Origin of the sequence: Pseudomonas sp. F3-2 (genome assembly GCF_038804275.1) — a bacterium.
Classification (GTDB): domain Bacteria; phylum Pseudomonadota; class Gammaproteobacteria; order Pseudomonadales; family Pseudomonadaceae; genus Aquipseudomonas.
On sequence record NZ_CP152388.1, the window covers coordinates 4,268,790 to 4,287,067 of the forward strand.

The 18,278-nt window shown below is 62.7% G+C and carries 10 protein-coding genes; 9 read left to right on the plus strand and 1 reads right to left on the minus strand.

Annotated elements, in window-relative coordinates; translation table 11 throughout:
- Positions 1–169: 169 nt before the first annotated feature.
- Complete coding sequence (locus AAGQ88_RS19275; protein WP_342653285.1) at positions 170–5,026, minus strand: NAD-glutamate dehydrogenase; 4,857 nt, start codon at positions 5,024–5,026, stop codon at positions 170–172.
- 575 nt (positions 5,027–5,601) lie between these two features.
- On the opposite strand from AAGQ88_RS19275, the gene AAGQ88_RS19280 reads away from it, so the two are divergent.
- The 9 genes from AAGQ88_RS19280 (at position 5,602) to AAGQ88_RS19320 (ending at position 18,214) form a co-directional block, all read left to right on the plus strand.
- The gene (locus tag AAGQ88_RS19280; protein WP_342653286.1) at positions 5,602–5,961 is read left to right on the plus strand and encodes a hypothetical protein; all 360 of its coding nucleotides are present in this window, start codon (positions 5,602–5,604) and stop codon (positions 5,959–5,961) included.
- Between the two features lie 314 nt (positions 5,962–6,275).
- Positions 6,276–7,235, plus strand: a complete 960-nt coding sequence (locus AAGQ88_RS19285) for a MoxR family ATPase (protein WP_037013687.1) — start codon at positions 6,276–6,278, stop codon at positions 7,233–7,235.
- A 4-nt stretch (positions 7,236–7,239) separates the two neighbouring features.
- Positions 7,240–8,184 carry a DUF58 domain-containing protein gene (locus tag AAGQ88_RS19290; RefSeq protein ID WP_285426021.1) on the plus strand — a complete coding sequence of 315 codons (945 nt, stop codon included), beginning with the start codon at positions 7,240–7,242 and terminating at the stop codon, positions 8,182–8,184.
- Positions 8,181–8,675 (plus strand): DUF4381 domain-containing protein, encoded by a 495-nt coding sequence (locus AAGQ88_RS19295; protein WP_093464081.1) that lies wholly within the window; start codon positions 8,181–8,183, stop codon positions 8,673–8,675. Before AAGQ88_RS19290 ends, AAGQ88_RS19295 begins: the two co-directional genes overlap by 4 nt.
- The gene (locus tag AAGQ88_RS19300; RefSeq protein ID WP_342653287.1) at positions 8,668–9,735 is read left to right on the plus strand and encodes a VWA domain-containing protein; all 1,068 of its coding nucleotides are present in this window, start codon (positions 8,668–8,670) and stop codon (positions 9,733–9,735) included. Before AAGQ88_RS19295 ends, AAGQ88_RS19300 begins: the two co-directional genes overlap by 8 nt.
- Before the next feature lie 8 nt (positions 9,736–9,743).
- Positions 9,744–11,462, plus strand: coding sequence for a VWA domain-containing protein (locus AAGQ88_RS19305; protein ID WP_342655845.1), 1,719 nt, complete (start codon positions 9,744–9,746; stop codon positions 11,460–11,462).
- Positions 11,459–13,141, plus strand: a complete 1,683-nt coding sequence (locus AAGQ88_RS19310; RefSeq protein WP_342653288.1) for a BatD family protein — start codon at positions 11,459–11,461, stop codon at positions 13,139–13,141. The genes AAGQ88_RS19305 and AAGQ88_RS19310 overlap by 4 nt, the downstream gene beginning before the upstream one ends.
- A 187-nt stretch (positions 13,142–13,328) precedes the next feature.
- Entirely contained in the window at positions 13,329–14,570 is a 1,242-nt protein-coding gene (locus tag AAGQ88_RS19315) for an exonuclease SbcCD subunit D C-terminal domain-containing protein (RefSeq protein WP_342653289.1), read from the plus strand.
- A complete protein-coding gene (locus AAGQ88_RS19320; RefSeq protein WP_342653290.1) occupies positions 14,567–18,214 on the plus strand; it encodes an AAA family ATPase in 3,648 nt (1,215 codons plus the stop codon). The genes AAGQ88_RS19315 and AAGQ88_RS19320 overlap by 4 nt, the downstream gene beginning before the upstream one ends.
- Positions 18,215–18,278 lie beyond the last annotated feature (64 nt).

An 18,278-nucleotide genomic window follows, 5' to 3' on the forward strand; every position in this document is an offset into this window, starting at 1 on the left:
CTGCAGGTTTTTCCGAAAAGGACTACAACGCGCTGACTACAGGTCCTATCCGATGGGAGGAATCCCCTCACCTACAGCCTGGCGATGACCCTGCGGACGTCCTCATCGCCCCCAAACAAAAAGCCCCGCATCTCTCGATGCGGGGCTTTGGTGACGACTCAACCGAACTTTACACCACGACGGTTTGCCCGCTCATGGCCAGGTCCAGCAGCTCACGGTTGGCAACGGCGTACATCGCGTAGTCATTGCCACTGGCCGCACGCAATTCGACCAGCATCGCGCGCCAGCGCTCGACCATCGGCAGATGCTGCTCCAGCCAGAGGTTCAGACGCTCTTCCACGTCCGCAGGGCCGTTGGCCATTTGCAGAACGGACACCGTGATCGCTCGCTGTTGCCAGTCGATGTCATCACGGAAGGCCTCGCGTGCCAGCGCCTGCCAGTTGTTCTCCACCGGCAGGGCACTGATTTGCTGCAGGTACCAGGTCACGTCCAGCGAACTGCCCACCGCGAAGTACACCTTCGCGACATCGGCAGCGTTCTGGCCAGTGACATCCGACGCCTCGATGATTGGCAACAGCGTATACAAGTGGGTCGTGCCCGCGACCATGCGCGCCAGCAGTTCCGGCACGCCCGCATCGACGTACTCCTTGTAACGTTCTTGCCAGACTTCGCGAGTCGGCCCTTCCAGCAGTTCGTCCAGTTTCAGTCCCAGTGCCGCGATATGCGGACCGAAATGCGCCACGTCGCGTGCCGCATCCAGTTCGTTGCGACGGCTGCGCAGGAACCAGCGGGTGGCGCGACGGCCCAGACGCATCAGCTCATCCATCAGCGCCAGCTGGATCTCAGCCGGGACCTTGTAGTCCAGCGCTTCGATCTGACGGAACCAGTGCGGCAGATGGAAAATGTCGCGCACGATCACATAAGCGCCGGCCACGTTGGCAGCGCTCATGCCGGTCGACTCCTTGAGCCGCTGCACGAACGTGATGCCCATGTGATTGACCAGATCGTTGGCGATCTGCGTGCTGACGATTTCGCGTTTCAGGCGATGGCGACGCATGGACTCGGAGAATTTCGCACCCAGTGACGGCGGGAATGCCGTCTCCATGTCACGCGCCAGATAGTCATCATCCGGCACACGGGATTCGAGCAGCGCTTCCTTGAGGTCAATCTTGCTGTAGGAGATCAGCACCGACAGCTCGGCCCGGGTCAGGCCCTTCTTCTCGGCGATGCGTTCGGCCAACTGGTCTTCGGCAGGCAGGAACTCGATGGCGCGGTCCAGCTTGCCACGGGACTCCAGATCGCTCATCAGGCGCTTGTATTCGGCAATGCGCTCATAGGCACGACGTGCCGCCAGCGACAGGGCCTGGGTCTGCTTGTAGTTGTTGCCAAGCACCAGGTTGCCCACTTCATCGGTCATGCTTTCGAGCAGCAGATTGCGCTGCTTCTCCGTCATGTCACCGGCCTGCACCACTTCGTTGAGCAGAATCTTGATGTTCACTTCATGGTCGGAGCAGTCAACGCCGCCAGCGTTGTCGATAAAGTCGGTGTTGGTTGCGCCGCCCAGCAGACCGAATTCGACGCGACCCAGTTGGGTCATGCCCAGGTTGCCGCCCTCACCCACGACCTTGCAGCGCAACTGATTGCCGTTGACGCGCAGGGCGTCGTTGGCCTTGTCGCCGACGTCGGCGTGGCTTTCGGTACTGGCTTTGACGTAGGTGCCGATGCCACCATTCCACAACAGGTCCACTGGCGCCATGAGCAATGCGTGCATCAGCTCGGTCGGGGTCAGCTTGTCTGCAGTGATGTCGAAACGCTCCTTCATCTGCGGCGTGATGGTGATGCTCTTCGCGCTGCGCGGGAAGATACCGCCACCTTCGGACATGATGCTGGTGTCGTAATCGGTCCACGCCGAACGTGGCAGGTCGAACAGACGCTGACGCTCGGCGAAGCTGCTTGCAGGCTCCGGGTTGGGGTCGATGAAGATGTGCAAGTGGTTGAACGCCGCCACCAGCTGCAACTTGTCGGACATCAACAGGCCGTTTCCGAACACGTCGCCCGCCATGTCGCCGACGCCGATCACGCTGATGCTGTCCTGCTGAACGTTGATGCCGCGTTCACGGAAGTGACGCTGCACTCCCACCCAGGCACCTTTGGCGGTGATACCCATCTTCTTGTGGTCGTAACCGGCAGAACCACCGGAAGCGAATGCGTCGCCCAACCAGAAGCCGTAATCGATGGCGATGCCGTTGGCGATGTCGGAGAAAGTCGCCGTTCCCTTGTCGGCCGCCACGACCAGATAGGGGTCGTCGTCGTCATGACGCACAACGTTGGCAGGTGGCACCAATGCGCCTTCTTTCAGGTTGTCGGTGATGTCGAGCAGACCGGAAATGAAGATGCGATAGCAGGCAATCGCCTCTGCCTGAATTTCGTCGCGGGTGCCGGTGGTCGGCAGACGACGCGGCAGGAAGCCGCCTTTGGCGCCTACCGGCACGATGACCGAGTTTTTCACCTGCTGAGCCTTCACCAGACCCAGCACTTCTGTGCGGAAGTCTTCTTCGCGGTCGGACCAGCGCAGACCGCCACGCGCCACATTACCGAAGCGCAAATGGACGCCCTCGACCCGCGGCGAGTAGACGAAGATTTCGAACTTCGGCACCGGCTTGGGCAATTCAGGGATCAGACGCGGATTGAACTTGAAGCTGAAGTAGCTCTTGCTCTGACCATTGGCATCCGTCTGATAGAAGTTGGTGCGCATGGTCGCTTTGATGAGATCAAGGTAGCGACGCAGGATGCGGTCTTCGTTGAGCACCTGAACGCCATCAAGAGCCGTGAGGATCGCCTGCTCCAGACGCTGCTGCATGTCGTCCAGATCGCCGCCGGTCAGCTTGCGCGCCAGATAGAAGCGGGTCTTGAACAGACGCGTCAGCTCACGGGCGATGTCCGCATGGTTGTTCAGGGTGCTGGCGATGTAGCCCAGATCGAAGCCCAGACGAATCTGCTTCAGGTAGCGGGCATAGGCCCGCAGCAATGCGACGTCGCGCCATGGCAGGCCGGCGGTCAGCACCAGCCGGTTGAAGGCATCGTTTTCAGCCTCGCCGCGCACGATGTGGACGAAGGCATCCTGCAACGTGTCGTTGAGCTGTTGCAGGTCCAGCTTCAGACCCTCGCCATAGGTGAAGGCGAAATCGTGAATCCAGAACTCCCGACCGTTGGTGTGGCGCAGACGGTATGGGAATTCGCCCAGCACGCGCAGGCCCAGGTTTTCCAGGATCGGCAGCACGTCGGACAGCGCCAGCGGCGTGTCGGCGTGGTAGAGCTTGCAGTGCAACTGCGCCTTGTCGCCGGACAGAGGCTGATAAAAGCTCATCACCAACGGATTGCTTTCGGACAGGCTCAGCACATGCTGCATGTCCACAACAGCGGAATGCGCGGCGAACCGCTCGCGATAACCTGCCGGAAAGCCCTTCGGGAAGTCGGCCAGGACATTGGTGCCCTGAGCTTCGCCGAAGCTCTCGACGATCAGGCTGGCGTAGTCGTCCTTCCAGGATCGGCAGGCCTGAATGACCTCGTTTTCCAGCTGCTGCGGATCGATGTCCAGCGTGACCTTCGGATCTACGCGCAGGATCAGCTGCACGCGGGCCAGAACGGACTCGGAGAAGAAGGTCCAGAACTCGCAATCGCTGGCTTTCAGGCGCTCCATCAGCACTTGCTGGATCTTCTGCCGCACTTCGGTCGAATAAACGTCGCGCGGCACGTAGGCCAGGCAATAGCAGAAACGCCCGTAAGGATCCTTGCGCAGGAAGACGCGAATCTTGTTGCGTTCCTGGATCTGCACGATGGACATGACCGTGGTGAACAGCTCGTCCACCGGCGTCTGGAACAGGTCGTCGCGCGGCAGGACTTCGACCACCTGGGCCAATTCCTTGCCCAGGTGCGCCTTGGCATCGAAACCGGAACGACGCTCGACTTCGGCGACCTTGCGACGGATGTACGGAATGTTGCGCACGCTTTCGCCATACACCGACGAGGTGTAAAGGCCCATGAAGCGGCATTCCTTGATGACGTTGCCCTCGGCGTCGATCTGACGGATCGACACATAGTCCGGGTACGCCGGGCGGTGCACGCGGCTCGGGTGAGCGGCCTTGGCGAAGGACAGCAGCGTAGGCTCCTGCAGGTAATTCACCGCATACCCTTCGATGTGGAGGTCTTCGGCAGTGAGGCCGGCGCGCAGCAGCTTGGTCAGGCCGAGAAACGAAGACTGATCGTAGGTGAGCTGGCCACCCTCGCCGTCGCCATTGACGGTGAATTCCTCATAGCCCAGAAAGGTGAAATGGTTGTCGACCAGCCATTCCAGGAACACCTTGACCTCGGACTTCTCGTCCGGGTCGACGTTGTAGCCAATGCTGTCGATACCGGCCAGCAGCTCATGCAGCTTAGCCTTCATCGGCTCGAAATCTTCGACTGCAACACGCACTTCACCGAGCACCTGCTCCAGCTCGCGGGCCAGCACATTCAATTCAGCTGCATTGGCGCAACGGTCGATTTCCAGGTACATCAACGATTCTTGCAGAACGCCATCACCGCTGGTGCCCTTGGGCAGCAGCTCGACCAACTGGCCTCTTTCGTCCCGGCGCACGCTCAGCACGGTGGTCTGCAGCGTATGGATGCTGTAGCCCCGACGGTTCAGCTCGGTGCGAACCGAATCCACCAGGAACGGCAGGTCGTGATGCAGGACTTCAACGGCGGTGTGCGTCGATTGCCAGCCATGACGCTCGTAATCGGGGTTATAGACCCGGACTTGCGGCGTGGCGTGTTCGAAACGCTCGAGCAGGCGCCAGGCCGACAGGGTGCAACCGGCGAGGTCGGAGAGCCTGCGCTGGGTCAGTTCGTCGAGGGAAATGATGCCGAAGAATTGATCGGCGAACAGCGCCACTTGTGGCAGTGCCTGTTCACTGATGTGCTGAGCCAGTGCCGCTCGCAGTTGGTGCTGGAAGTCGGACTTGCTGGCTGCGGTGAAGAACGCCATCTGTGGTACTCCGCTTGGCTTGAGCTTTTATATAGGAGAGATGCGTGGTATCGGGGCCATGTGCCACGTTTGCGCCTGATCGATGATAGTCAGCAAAACGTGACAGCGAGCAGAGCGATTCGCTTTGCCTGAAGTACTAACGCCTGTCGTGTGTGCGTCGTCACATCGAATTGGCCCGGATGACGATCGACGCGGCGTCTGCCCAGGCAGGCTCGGCCGCGCGTCCGTTCATCTGCTGCGCAGCTTAACGAGAGCGACCCCGCACCTGCTTGCGGTGCTGCGACATATTCGGACATCAGCCTGCTGCCTGTTGTTTCCCTTTGAGCAAGAATGCCCCAGCGAAGAGTGGGTGTATGTAGACCGGTTCAGCGCAGATCGTCGAACGATGCGCCAGAAGTTGCAGGATATTTCCCACGTTCGTAGGAATTGCCAACTTTGCTTTTTTTATTCCTACGGTGCGCGTCCGCAAAAGTATCGGCCCCCGTCATCAGGAATCCGGTCGGGCCGAGCGCAAAATTTCTCCAGGACTGGCAAAATCATCGTCTGCCCACCACTTGAGCCTCAGGACCACGCCCATGCAAATCACCACCGACAGCTTCATCCATAACCCTTGCGACGAGGAAGAAGATGACATGGCGCTGGCCTGCTGCCACGGCAGCGATGGCGACCTTTTTTTGCTGGCGCGCTTCCCTGACGAAGACGAAGTGGACATCACCTTCCGCGACGACACCATTCATGTCGAACACCTCAGCGTCACGCTCGGCGCACAACGGCTGATGGTGGAAATCGACGCCGCGGACGCCAGACCCTTCGATGGCCAGACAATTTTTGAAATCCGCCACAGCACACCCGCCAGCGAACTGGCCGACCTGGATGCAACGCTGCGGATTATCCTGAGGGATGTCGGCACCTACACCAGCGAAATCAGCGCCTGAACGCTTCTGGTGCCAGCGCCCTCAGCCAGTGTTCGACCTCCTCGCTGAATCGCTTGCCACCGTCAACCGCCAGATAGCGGACAGGCAGCATGATGTCGGTATCCAACCGCCTTGACATCGAGCAACGCAGGTGCGGCAAAACGCCGATCTTCGCCGGACTTGTCAGGCAATTCTCATTTTCGCCTCATACATGGCCGAAATTGCCGAAAAAAGCCTGAGCCGGTTAGTCGCCGCCCCTCCGGATGGATTAAAGTAACGCCCCCAGCTTCGGCGCCCCTTGGCGCTGCTGCCTCCCCTGCCAGGAACTGTCATCGATGGAACATCGTGAAGCGTTGATCGCGCTGCGAACCTTTCTCTCTACTCAGATTCTGGGGCAGGAGAAACTGGTCGAGCGACTTCTGATCGCGCTGCTGGCCGACGGTCACATGCTGGTCGAAGGCGCGCCGGGTCTGGCCAAGACCAAGGCGATCAAAGAGCTGGCCGAGGGCATCGAAGCACAGTTCCACCGGATACAGTTCACGCCCGACCTGTTGCCCGCCGACATCACCGGCACGGAAATCTATCGCCCTGAAACCGGCAGCTTCGTGTTTCAGCAAGGCCCGATTTTCCACAACCTGGTGCTGGCCGATGAAATCAACCGCGCGCCGGCCAAGGTGCAGTCGGCGCTGCTCGAAGCCATGGCCGAGCGCCAGGTCAGCGTGGGCCGCAGCACCTATGACCTGTCGCCCCTGTTTCTGGTGATGGCCACGCAGAACCCGATCGAGCAGGAAGGCACCTACCCGCTGCCCGAAGCTCAGCTCGACCGCTTCCTCATGCACGTCAAGATCGGCTTTCCGGACGCCACGGTGGAGCGCAAGATTCTCCAGCAGGCCCGCGGCGAAGCGCTCAACGGCGAAACCAAGCCCGAGCGTCGCGTCAGCCAGCAGGCCATCTTCGCCGCACGCAAGGAAATTCTCGGCCTGTACATGGCCGACGCGGTCGAGGAATACCTGGTGCAGCTGGTCATGGCGACCCGCACACCGGCCAAGTTCGACGCTGAGCTTGCCGAATGGATCGGCTACGGCGCCAGCCCACGCGGCTCGATTTCCCTGGACCGCTGCGCACGCGCCCACGCGTGGCTGGCCGGGCGGGACTTCGTCAGCCCCGAGGACATCCAGGCCATGGTCTTTGACGTACTTCGCCACCGCATCATTCTGTCGTTCGAGGCCGAAGCCGCAGGCATCGATCAGGACCGTGTGATCCAGCGCATTCTCGACGTCGTTGCCGTCGCCTGACCCCATGCAACCCTACCTGATCTCCCAACCGGGCATCCGCATCAGCCTCGCCGAGCTGATCGAGATGCGTCATCGGGTGCGCGAAGTGCAGCTGTTTTCAACACCCAGCCAACGCAGCCCGCTGATCGGCCTGCATCACTCCAAGCTGCGCGGCCGAGGCGTCGATTTTGATCAGGTGCGCGTCTATCAGGCGGGCGATGACGTCAGGACCATCGACTGGCGGGTCACGGCCCGGACGCAGGAGCCACACACCAAACTGTTTCACGAGGAGCGTGAGCGACCCATCTTCATCATGGTCGAACAGAGCCGGCGGCTGTTCTTCGGCTCGGGGCTGATGTTCAAGTCGGTGCTGGCCGCGCAGGCCGCGGCGCTGGTGGGCTGGGCGGCGCTGGGCCACAACGACCGGGTCGGCGGCCTCGTGTTCGGCGACAATCAGCACTACGAAATCAAGCCACGGCGCAGCAAGCAGAGCCTGTTGCAGCTGCTCAACCGGCTGGTGCGGGTCAATCAGTCGCTGCACACCGAAGCAGTGGCCGATCGCGACACGTTCGGCGTCGCCCTGCGCCGCGCCCGGGAAGTGCTGCGCCCGGGCAGTCTGGTCATCATTCTGTGTGACGAACGTGCCCTGTCCGACTCGGCGGAACAACAGCTGGCGCTGCTGTCCCGACATTGCGACCTGTTGCTGCTGCCGCTGTCCGACCCGCTCGACCACGCCCTCCCTGCCGCGGGCCTGTTGCGCTTCGCCGACCGAGGCGCACAACTGGAGCTGGACACGCTCAATCCGGATCTGCGTCAGGCCTATCGGGCTCAGGGCGAGGCGCGTCAGGCGCGCTGGGAGCTGTTGGCAAAGAAACTGCGCGTGCTGTTGATGCCGCTGAGCACGCAGCGTGAAATGGTCGAACAGCTGCGCGAGTACCTCACAGGCGAACAACCGGTGAAACAAACATGAGTTCGCTGGACCAACTGCAACCGCTGATCCTCCCGGAGCCAGTGGGTTTCTGGCCGCCCGCTCCAGGCTGGTGGCTGCTGCTGGTCCTGTTGCCGGTGCTGGGCTACGGGTTGTGGCGGGCACGCGTTTGGCTGCCCAAAAGAGCCGCTGACGAAAACGCCGAACAGCCGCTCGATCCCTTGCGTCAGGCCGCGCTGATCGAGCTTTCGCAGATGCCCAAACCCTACGACGGCGCCCCTGCCGGTGCCTGGCTGCAGCAAATCAACGGCTTGCTCAAACGCCTGTGCCGCAACCACTACCCGTACAGCCAGAGCCACACGCTCAACGGCCGCAAGTGGCTGGCGTTTCTGGATAACCGCTGCCCGGCGGCGGGCCTCACGCGCTGGATGATCCTGGTCGAAGGCGCCTACAAGCCCGAATGCAAGCTTGACGACAAAGCCATCAACGGCCTGACCCAATCGGTCGAGACATGGATTCGCAAGCATGTTTGAGTTCGCCTGGCCGTGGGCCTTCGTCCTGCTGCCGCTGCCATGGCTGCTGCGCTTCGTGTTGCCGCCGGCAGACAGCGGCGAAGCAGCGTTGAAAGTCAGCTTCCTGAACGAACTCGAAGGCCTGGCCGGTCGCCGTGCCCGGGCTCATCTGCCGGGCTGGCGACGGCAGCTGCCCTTCGTCACGCTGTGGCTGTTGCTGCTGGTCGCCGCCGCTCGCCCTCAATGGCTCGGCGAGCCGTTGCCGGTTGCGGCCAGCGGTCGTGACCTGCTGGTTGCCGTGGACGTTTCGGGGTCGATGGATTATCCGGACATGGTCTGGCAGAACGACGAAGTCAGTCGTCTGACGCTGGTCAAGATGTTGCTCGGCGATTTTCTCGAGCACCGCCGGGGCGACCGCGTCGGCCTGATCCTGTTCGGCAGTCAGGCGTACTTGCAAGCGCCCCTGACCTTCGACCGCAAGACCGTTCGCGTCTGGCTGGACGAAGCGCGGATCGGCATCGCGGGCAAGAACACTGCCATTGGCGACGCCATCGGCCTGGCCCTGAAGCGTCTGCGCCTGCGTCCGGCGCAAAGCCGGGTGCTGATTCTGGTGACCGACGGCGCCAACAATGCGGGCCAGATCGACCCGGCCACCGCCGCGCGCCTGGCGGCCAGTGAAGGCGTGAAGATCTACCCGATCGGCATCGGCGCCGATCCGGACAAAGGCGCGACCAGCATTCTGGGGCTCAATCCGAGCCTGGACCTGGATGAACCGGCGCTGCGTGAAATCGCGGCAATCAGCGGCGGGCAGTACTTCAGGGCGCGGGATGGCGTGCAACTGGCGCGGATCGGCAAGGCGCTCGACACCCTGGAGCCTGTCGCGCAACAGCCGACCCGGGCGCGCCCCGCGTTAGCGCTTTATCACTGGCCGCTGTCGATGGCACTGGTTTTGAGCGTGTTGCTGGTCATCCAGGAACGCTGGCCGAACAACCCGCTCTCCCGACTCCTCGCCCGGCAACCGGTGCTCATTCAGGGCACGACGTGGCGCCAGCGCTTCAAGCGTCTGCGGAGGCACCGATGATCGCGTCCGTGCTGGTCCTCTGGCCTCACTGGCTGCGCCCCGGCTGGCTGATCGTGCTGCCTTTGCTGGGCTGGCTGCTTTGGCGACTGTGGAACCGGCAAAAGCGCGTCGGCCGCTGGCAGATGATTCTGCCCAGCGCCTTCCATTCGGTGTTGCTCAGCGGCGGCAGTGGGCGTGAAAGCAAGCTGCCGTGGATCGCCCTCGGATGTGGCTGGCTGCTGACCTTGCTTGCCTTGCTCGGGCCCAGTTGGCAGCGTGTGGAGCAGACCAGTCAGAAGCCGGTCGACCCGCTGGTGGTCATGCTTGAGCTGACCCCGGAAATGCTTGCTGCCGACAGTCCGCCCTCGCGTCTGGAACAGGCGCGACGCAAACTGCTGGACCTGCTGCAGGCCCGCCCTGATGCGCAGACCGCGATCATCGTGTATGCCGGCAGTGCGCATACGCTCGTGCCGCTGTCCGACGACCTGGCAACCAGCAAGAACCTGCTCGATGCGATCAAACCGTCGATCATGCCCGAGCCGGGTCAGCGGGCGGATCTTGCGGTGCGCAAGGCACTGGATCTGCTCAAGCAAGGCGCGCTGGGGCAAGGCCGGTTATTGTGGATCGGTTCGTCGCTCAGCGAGGCAGAACGCGAGGGCATTCGTCAGGCAATGGGCAACCACGCGCCGCCCTTGCTGATGCTGGGCGTCGGGACCGCCGAGGGCGCGCCGGTCACTCAGGAAAAAGGCGGCTTTCTGAAGGACGCTCAGGGCGGAATTCTCGTGCCGCGGCTGGACAGCCCGATTCTCAACGATTTCGCCGAAGCATCGGGTGGGCGCTACAGCCAGTTGCGTCTGGACAGCGACGACCTCAATGAACTGGGTCTGCTCGATGGCCCCAAAGGTCTGCTCGGCGAAGGTCAGACCCTGCAGCTCGACAGCTGGGCGGATCAGGGGTACTGGCTGTTGCTGCCTCTGCTCTGGCTGGCGGCCTGCGCGGGTCGACGCGGCTGGCTGTTTTGCCTGCCGCTGCTGCTGATGATGCCCCAGCACAGCTACGCGTTCGAGTTTCAGGATCTGTGGCGCCGCCCGGACCAACAGGGTCAGCATTGGCTGGAGCGGCATCGTCCCAGCGAGGCGGCGAAACACTTCGAAGATCAGCAATGGCAAGGCGTGGCGCTGTATCAGGCGGGCGACTATGCAGGCGCCGCCGAGCGTTTTGCCAAAGGCAACAGCGCCGCCGACCACTACAATCGCGGCAACGCGCTGGCGCAAAGTGGCGAACTCGAAGCGGCAGTGGATGCTTATGAACAGGCGCTGGAGCGGCAGGCGGACTTCCCCGCTGCGGCTGCCAACAAGGCGCTGGTTCAGCAGATGCTGGAAGAGCAACGCCAGGCCGCGTCACAGGAAACCGAGCGAAATAAAGCGCAGGGCGAGGAGAACAGCGACAATCCTCGCTCCGGCAACGCCGAGCAACAGTCGTCGAACCCGCAAACCCAGCCGAGCGGCGACGAGGACGATGATGCCCAACGCTCGCAGGACATGGCCACCGGGGCGCAAGCGACAGGCTCGGGACCGGATGCCGATGAGCTGACGCAGGCGCCCGGAAAACCTGCCGACAGCCAGATCAACGGCGAACAGAAACAGGCGCTCGAACAGTGGTTGCGGCAGATTCCGGACGAGCCGGGCGAACTGCTGCGGCGGAAATTCTGGTACGAACAACAGCAGCATCAGGAAAAGACCCGATGAGTCGAGTGCACACGTTGCTAATTGCCTGGTGGCTGTGCCTGTTTGCCGTCGTGGCGCAGGCCGACACCCCGGCTTCGGCGCTGCTGTCGAGCGTCGACCGCACGCGTGTCAACACCGGCGAAACCGTGGAACTGACGCTGGAAACCGACGACGCGACGGTGTTCGGCAAACCCGACATGAGCGCGCTGGAGGCTGATTTCGAGGTGCGCGACACGCGCCAGCTCAATAGCCTGACAACGTTGGAAGGCAACGTGCACGCCACCACGCGCTGGCTGATTACACTGATGCCGAAACACAGTGGCTCGATCGAGATTCCATCACTGAAACTCGGCGAGATGACCAGCCAGCCCATCACGCTGCAGGTGGTGGAGGTCGAGCCGTCGGCCAAAGGTGAACAACAGAAGCTCGACCCGGTGTTCATGGAAGCGAGCCTCGATCAGGACACCGTGTACGTGCAGGCGCAGGCGCTGCTGACCGTGCGGATTTATCATTCGGTGTCGTTGTTCGACGACAGCAACCTCACGCCTTTGCAGGTGCCGGATGCCCGGATCGAGAAGCTCGGCGACACCCGCACCTATGAAAAACAGATCAACGGCATTCGCCACGGCGTGATCGAAATGCGCTACGCACTCTACCCACAGCAGAGCGGCGACCTTGTCATTCCGGCCCAGGAATTCAGTGCGACGCTGGTGCAAGACACGCCGGACGCCGGCGCCGCTGCAGCGATACCGCCCGGCGCCATCGCCGGTGCTCCGAAGCCCGGACGGCTGATGCGCGTCACCTCGCTGCCCATGACCCTGAAGGTCAAGCCGCAGCCGGCCAACTACCCGGCCAACACGCCCTGGTTGCCGGCGCGCAGCATCAGCCTCAGCGAGAACTGGAGCCCGGATCCGGCGCACAGCCAGATCGGCGACTCTCTGACCCGCACCTTGCAGCTCAAGGCCCAAGGCCTGTCCAGCGCGCAACTGCCGCCGTTGCCGGCCACGGAAGTGAGCGCGCTGCGGCGCTACCCCGATCAGCCGCAACTGAGCAATCAGGCCGGCGAACGCGGCCTGACCGGGATGCGCGAGGAGCGTGAGGCACTGGTGCCGAACCGGCCAGGCGCCATCGACATCCCGGCGGTGGATCTGGTCTGGTGGAACACCCAGGAAGACCATCTGGAACACAGTGCCCTGCCCGCCCGCACGTTGCAGGTCAGCACCAATCCGGCGCTGGCGGTGGACATGCCGGTCAGCGACAACGGCGGCGCGCTCAACGGCGCCCCGATCTGGCCGTGGCAACTGAGCACGGTGCTGCTCACTTTCACCACGCTGCTGGGCTTCGGCCTTTGGTGGCGAGCACGCTGGCAGCCTGCGCTGACCCGAGTCGCGCAGGCCGGACCGAGTCCGCGCACGGTGCTTGACGACCTCAAACGCGCCAGCCTGGCCAATGATCCCCACGCGACGCGCCAGGCGCTGGATGCCTGGGCGCGCCAGCAACCTGAGACACTGGCCGACATGGCCGCACGCTTCGTGCCGCTGTCCGACGCACTGGATGGTCTCAATGGCGCCCTTTACAGTGAAACCGGCAAACTCTGGCTGGGCGAAGACCTGTGGCGGGCGGTGAAAGCGCTGCCCGCTGTGGAAAAACCGCAAGATCCCAACGGCGCCGACAGTTTGCCGCCGCTTTATCCAAAATGATTTTCATCGACAATTCACCGTCGATTCATCAGGTTGAGTTATGACCTGCGAGCGCGAACGCCTCGAGGCCGTGGCGGGCAGACGCCGAGCGGCTGTCGTCCGCACCGAAGCCTCGTCCACCCGCTCGCTCGCGCAAGGATCAGCGCCGGACTCGCCTACGTAAACCTATTCGAACCAAGGTATTCCAATGCGTCTGTTTCACACCTCCGACTGGCATCTGGGCCAGAACCTTCACGGTCAGGAGCGAGATTTTGAACACGCCAGCTTTCTCGGCTGGCTGCTGGCACGGCTGGCCGAACGCAAGCCGGACGTGCTGTTGATCGCGGGCGACATCTTCGACACCGTCAACCCGCCGGTCAAAGCTCAGGAGCGTCTGTATGACTTCATCGTCAGCGCCCACGAGCAAAACCCTCAACTGACCATCGTGATGATCGCTGGCAACCACGACTCCGGCTCGCGGATCGAGTTGCCTGCGCCGCTGATGCGCCGTCTGCGCACCCACGCCCTCGGTCGCGTGCTTTGGCTCGACGACGGCGTGCTCGACGTCGACCGCCTGTTGCTGCCGCTGACCAACGCCAAAGGCAAAGTGCTCGGCTGGTGCCTGGCGCTGCCGTTCCTGCGTCCTGCCGAGGTGACCGGTCCGACCCTGGGCGACAACTACCTGCGCGGCATCGGTCAGGTTCACGAAATGCTGATCGCGGCGGCCAACCAGAAGCGCAAACGGGGCCAGGCGTTGATCGCCATCAGCCACGCGCACATGGCTGGCGGGTCGGTGTCGGAGGATTCGGAACGCAGCCTGATCATCGGCAACGCAGAAGCCCTGCCTGCCAGCCTGTTCGGCGACAGCATCACGTACGTTGCATTGGGTCATCTGCACAAGCCCCAAAAGGTCAACGGTGAAGATCGCATTCGCTACAGCGGTTCGCCGATTCCCCTGTCGTTCTCGGAAATCGGCTACCGCCACCAGATACTCGAAATCGACTGCGAGGGCGACACACTCACCAGCGTCACGCCGCTGCTGATCCCACGTGCCGTCAATCTGCAACGCGTGGGCCCCGCGCCACTGGCCGAGTTGCTGCTGCAACTCAAAGAGATGCCTGACATCGATCTGCTTGCCGACGTTGATCGTCAACCCTGGCTTGAGGTGCGTGTACGCCTCGATGAGCCGCAACCGGACTTACGCAATCAGGTCGAGTCGGCGCTTGAGGGCAAGGCGGTGCGGCTGGTGCGCATCGCGGCGGAATACGCGGGCAAAGGCGCTCGCGATGAAGACGGCGAGCAAGACCTGATTGAGCTGGATCAGCTCACCCCGCAGGAGTTGTTCAGTCGTGCCTGGCTGGACAGCTACGGCAGCGAAGTCGACGAGCAGACCCTGCAAGACTTTGCCACCTTGCTGCAAGACGTCCAGCTGGAGAGCGAACAACCATGAAAATTCTCGCGATCCGTCTGAAAAACCTCGCTTCGCTGGCAGGCCCGTTCGAGCTGGATTTCACCGCCGAGCCGCTGGCCAGCGCCGGCCTGTTCGCGATCACCGGTCCGACCGGCGCAGGCAAAAGTACACTGCTCGATGCGTTGTGCCTGGCATTGTTCGGTGCGATCCCGCGCCTGAACAATGTCGGCCAGTCGAAAGTGCCGGAAATCGACGGCGACATCAGCACAAACGATCCGCGTAATCTGCTGCGTCGCGGCACGGGCAGCGGTTATGCCGAAGTCGATTTCGTCGGCGTCGACAAGCGTCGTTATCGCGCCCGTTGGGAAACCAACCGCGCCCGCGACAATGCCAGCAAAAAACTTCAGGCCAGTCGTCAGACGCTGACCGATCTGGACAGCGAACAGATTCTCAGCAGCCAGAACAAGACCGAGTACAAAAACCTCCTCGAAGCGCGCCTGGGCCTGAACTTCGAGCAGTTCACCCGCGCGGTCATGCTGGCGCAGAGCGAATTCAGCGCGTTTTTGAAAGCGGACGACAAAGAACGCAGCGAGCTGCTGGAAAAGCTCACTGACACGGCGATCTACAGCCAGCTGGGGCGACGCGCCTACAGCAAGAGCAAAGAGGCCGAAGAATCCCTGAAAACCCTTAATGCTCAGGCCGGTAATCTGACGCCGCTGGAGGATGAGCAACGCGTCGAGCTGGAACAGCAATTCAACGACGCCAGGCAGCAACTCACGCTGCATCAGGGGCAGTTGCGCCAGCTGGAGCTCAAACAGCAATGGCTCACTGAATTGAATCGCCTGCGCGACAGCCATCTGGCGGCGAGCGAACAATTGGCCAGCGCCCAGCAGACGTGGGACGCGCAGGCCGCTGAACGCCAGCGCCTGGGCCAACTCGAGCGCCTGGCGCCACAGCGGCATCTGTTCGGCCAGCGCACGAAACTCGACGGCCAGATCACCCCGCTTGCCGCACGCATTGGCGAGCACGCACAGCAACAGGCGCAGCGCCAAAACAGTCTCAGCGATCTGGAAACGCAGCTGGCCGACGCCCAGGTTGCGCTGCAACAGACGCAGGAATATCTGCACAACGCCAGGCCCGGCCTGAACGAAGCGTTTGAACAGCGGGCCCGGCTCAATCATCTGAACCAGGATCTGCAGCAAGCCGGTGAGCAGGCGCAACGGGCCGAGCAGGCGAGCACCGAAGGACAGATCGCCCTCGATCAGTGGGTCGAACAACAGCGGCAGGTCGAAGCGCGCTTGCAGTCGATTGCCGCGCAGTTGGAACAGAGCGCTTCACTGTCGGCGCTGAGCGAGTCGTGGAGCGCCTACCGGCCCCGCCTGCAACAGATCGTGCAACTGAGCGCGCGACTCAAGCAGGGCCGCGATGAACTGCCGCAACTGGAGGCGGGTTATGCGCTGGCCGAGCAGACCCTGAGCGAGCGTCGCACGGCGTTGCAAACGCTGTTCGACGAAGCCCAGGTCAAGGCCGACGCCGTGAGCCAGGAAGTCGAGCGTCTGACGCAGTCGCTGCACGACAATCGTCAGCAACACAGCGCCAGCGATGCGCTCGAACGCCTGTGGCATCGGCATCAGGAGGTCGCCAGCCGGTTGCAGCAGGTGCAGACGCAACAGCAGCACGCCACCGAGCGACGGGCGCAGAGCATTGCTCAGGGCCTGCAACTGAAGGGCGAGCATGAAGCCGCCGTGCAGGCGCTCACGCTCACCCTCGAACTGCTGCAACGTCAGCGTCTGGCACGCAGCGCCAGCGTCGAGCAGTTGCGTGCGCAGCTGCTCGATCAGCAACCCTGCCCTGTCTGTGGCAGTGAAGAGCATCCGTATCATCAGTCTGCCGAGCTGCTGGAGGCGCTGTCAGGTCATGACGACAACGAAGAGGCCAGCGCCCGGCAGAAAGTGGCTCAGCTCAGTGAAAAACTGGCCGAACTGCGCGCCGAAGTGGCCGAGCTGAACAACCAGCTCAAGCAGAGCAAACCGCAACAGGATCAACTCAGCGAACAGCTGCAGACACTGCGCCCGGAGCTGGAGGCGCACGCGCTGTACTCGCGCCTGCTGGAACAGCCTGAACACTTGCGCGGTGACTGGCTGAGCGAGCGCCTGCATGTATTGGCGCAGGAAATCCTCAGCGCCGAACAGCGCCAGACGCGCTTGCTCAAAGTTCAGCGCGACGCCGAGTCGCTTCAGCAGCAGGTTCAGCAAGCGCGCGAGGCGAGCCAGCAGGCGATGAAGCTGCTGGATGACCAGCAGCGCAACATCTCGCTGGACAACCAGGCTTTCGAAGCGGCGCTGCAGGAGTTCGAACCGCTGCTGCCAGCGGAGAGCCTGACGCCGTGGCGAGCGTCGGCCACCGACAGTTTCGTGCAACTGGACAACGACATCGCGCTGCGCAGGCAACAGCTCGATCAGCAGCGCGATGAGCAACAGGAACACAACGAGCGCGCGCAGAAAATCGAGCGCGAGCGGGTCGCTCAGCAAGCGCGTCAACAAGAGCACCAGACCCTGCAAGAACGCCTGGCCGCCAGCCAGCAACAGCAGCTCGCGGTTGAACGGCGCCTCGCCGAACTGCTCGGCGAACATGCCAGTCCCGACCGCTGGCAGCAGTCGCTCGAACAGGCGGTCGAGCAGGCCCGACAGGCCCAGACCTCAACGGCAGACGCCTTGCAACAGGCGCTCAGCGAGTTGATCCGGCTGACCGCCGAACTCGATGGCGAGCGCCAGCGCCTGCAAGGTCTTGAGCAGGAATGCGCCGACCTCGATCGGCAGATCGCCGAGTGGCGCAGCAACCACAACGAACTGGACGACGCGGCGCTCGAGGCGTTGCTTGGCTTGAGCGACGACAGCGTCAGTCAGCTTCGCCAGCAGTTGCAACTCAGTGAGAGAGCGCTGGAACAGGCCAGGGTTCTGCTTCAGGAACGCGACGCCCAGTTGCAGCAACATCAGGCGCAGCACAGTGATGCAGCGGACGCGGGGCAGTTGCTGGCCGCCCTCGCCGACGCGCAGGTCCAGGCGGCCAGTCACGATCAACTGTGCGCCGACCTGCGCGCGCGGATCAGTGAGGATGATCGTCGTCGCGCAGCCAACAACGAACTGCAGGCGCGTATCAAGGCCGCCCACGACGAGTATCTGCGCTGGGCGCGGCTGGCGACGCTGATCGGTTCGGCCGAGGGCGACAAATTCCGCAAGATCGCTCAAGCGTATAACCTCGATCTGCTGGTGCACCATGCTAATGCCCAGCTTCGGCAACTGGTGCGTCGCTATCGCCTGAAACGCGGCGGCAGCATGCTTGGCCTGCTGGTGATGGACACGGAAATGGGCGATGAACTGCGCTCGGTGCATTCGCTGTCCGGCGGGGAAACCTTCCTGGTGTCACTGGCGCTGGCGCTGGGCCTGGCCTCGATGGCGTCGAGCACCTTGCGGATCGAATCGCTGTTCATCGACGAGGGGTTCGGCAGCCTCGATCCCGAGTCCCTGCAACTGGCGATGGACGCACTCGATGGCCTGCAGGCCCAGGGGCGCAAGGTCGGTGTGATTTCTCACGTTCAGGAAATGCATGAACGCATACCGGTGCAGATCCAGGTCCGCCGTCAAGGCAATGGCCTGAGCACCGTCGAGGTCAGCAACGGTTGATCGATTTTTTTGACGCACGGACAGGTAAACTGATGTTTCTGTGCAACCCTATACCCACTGCGCG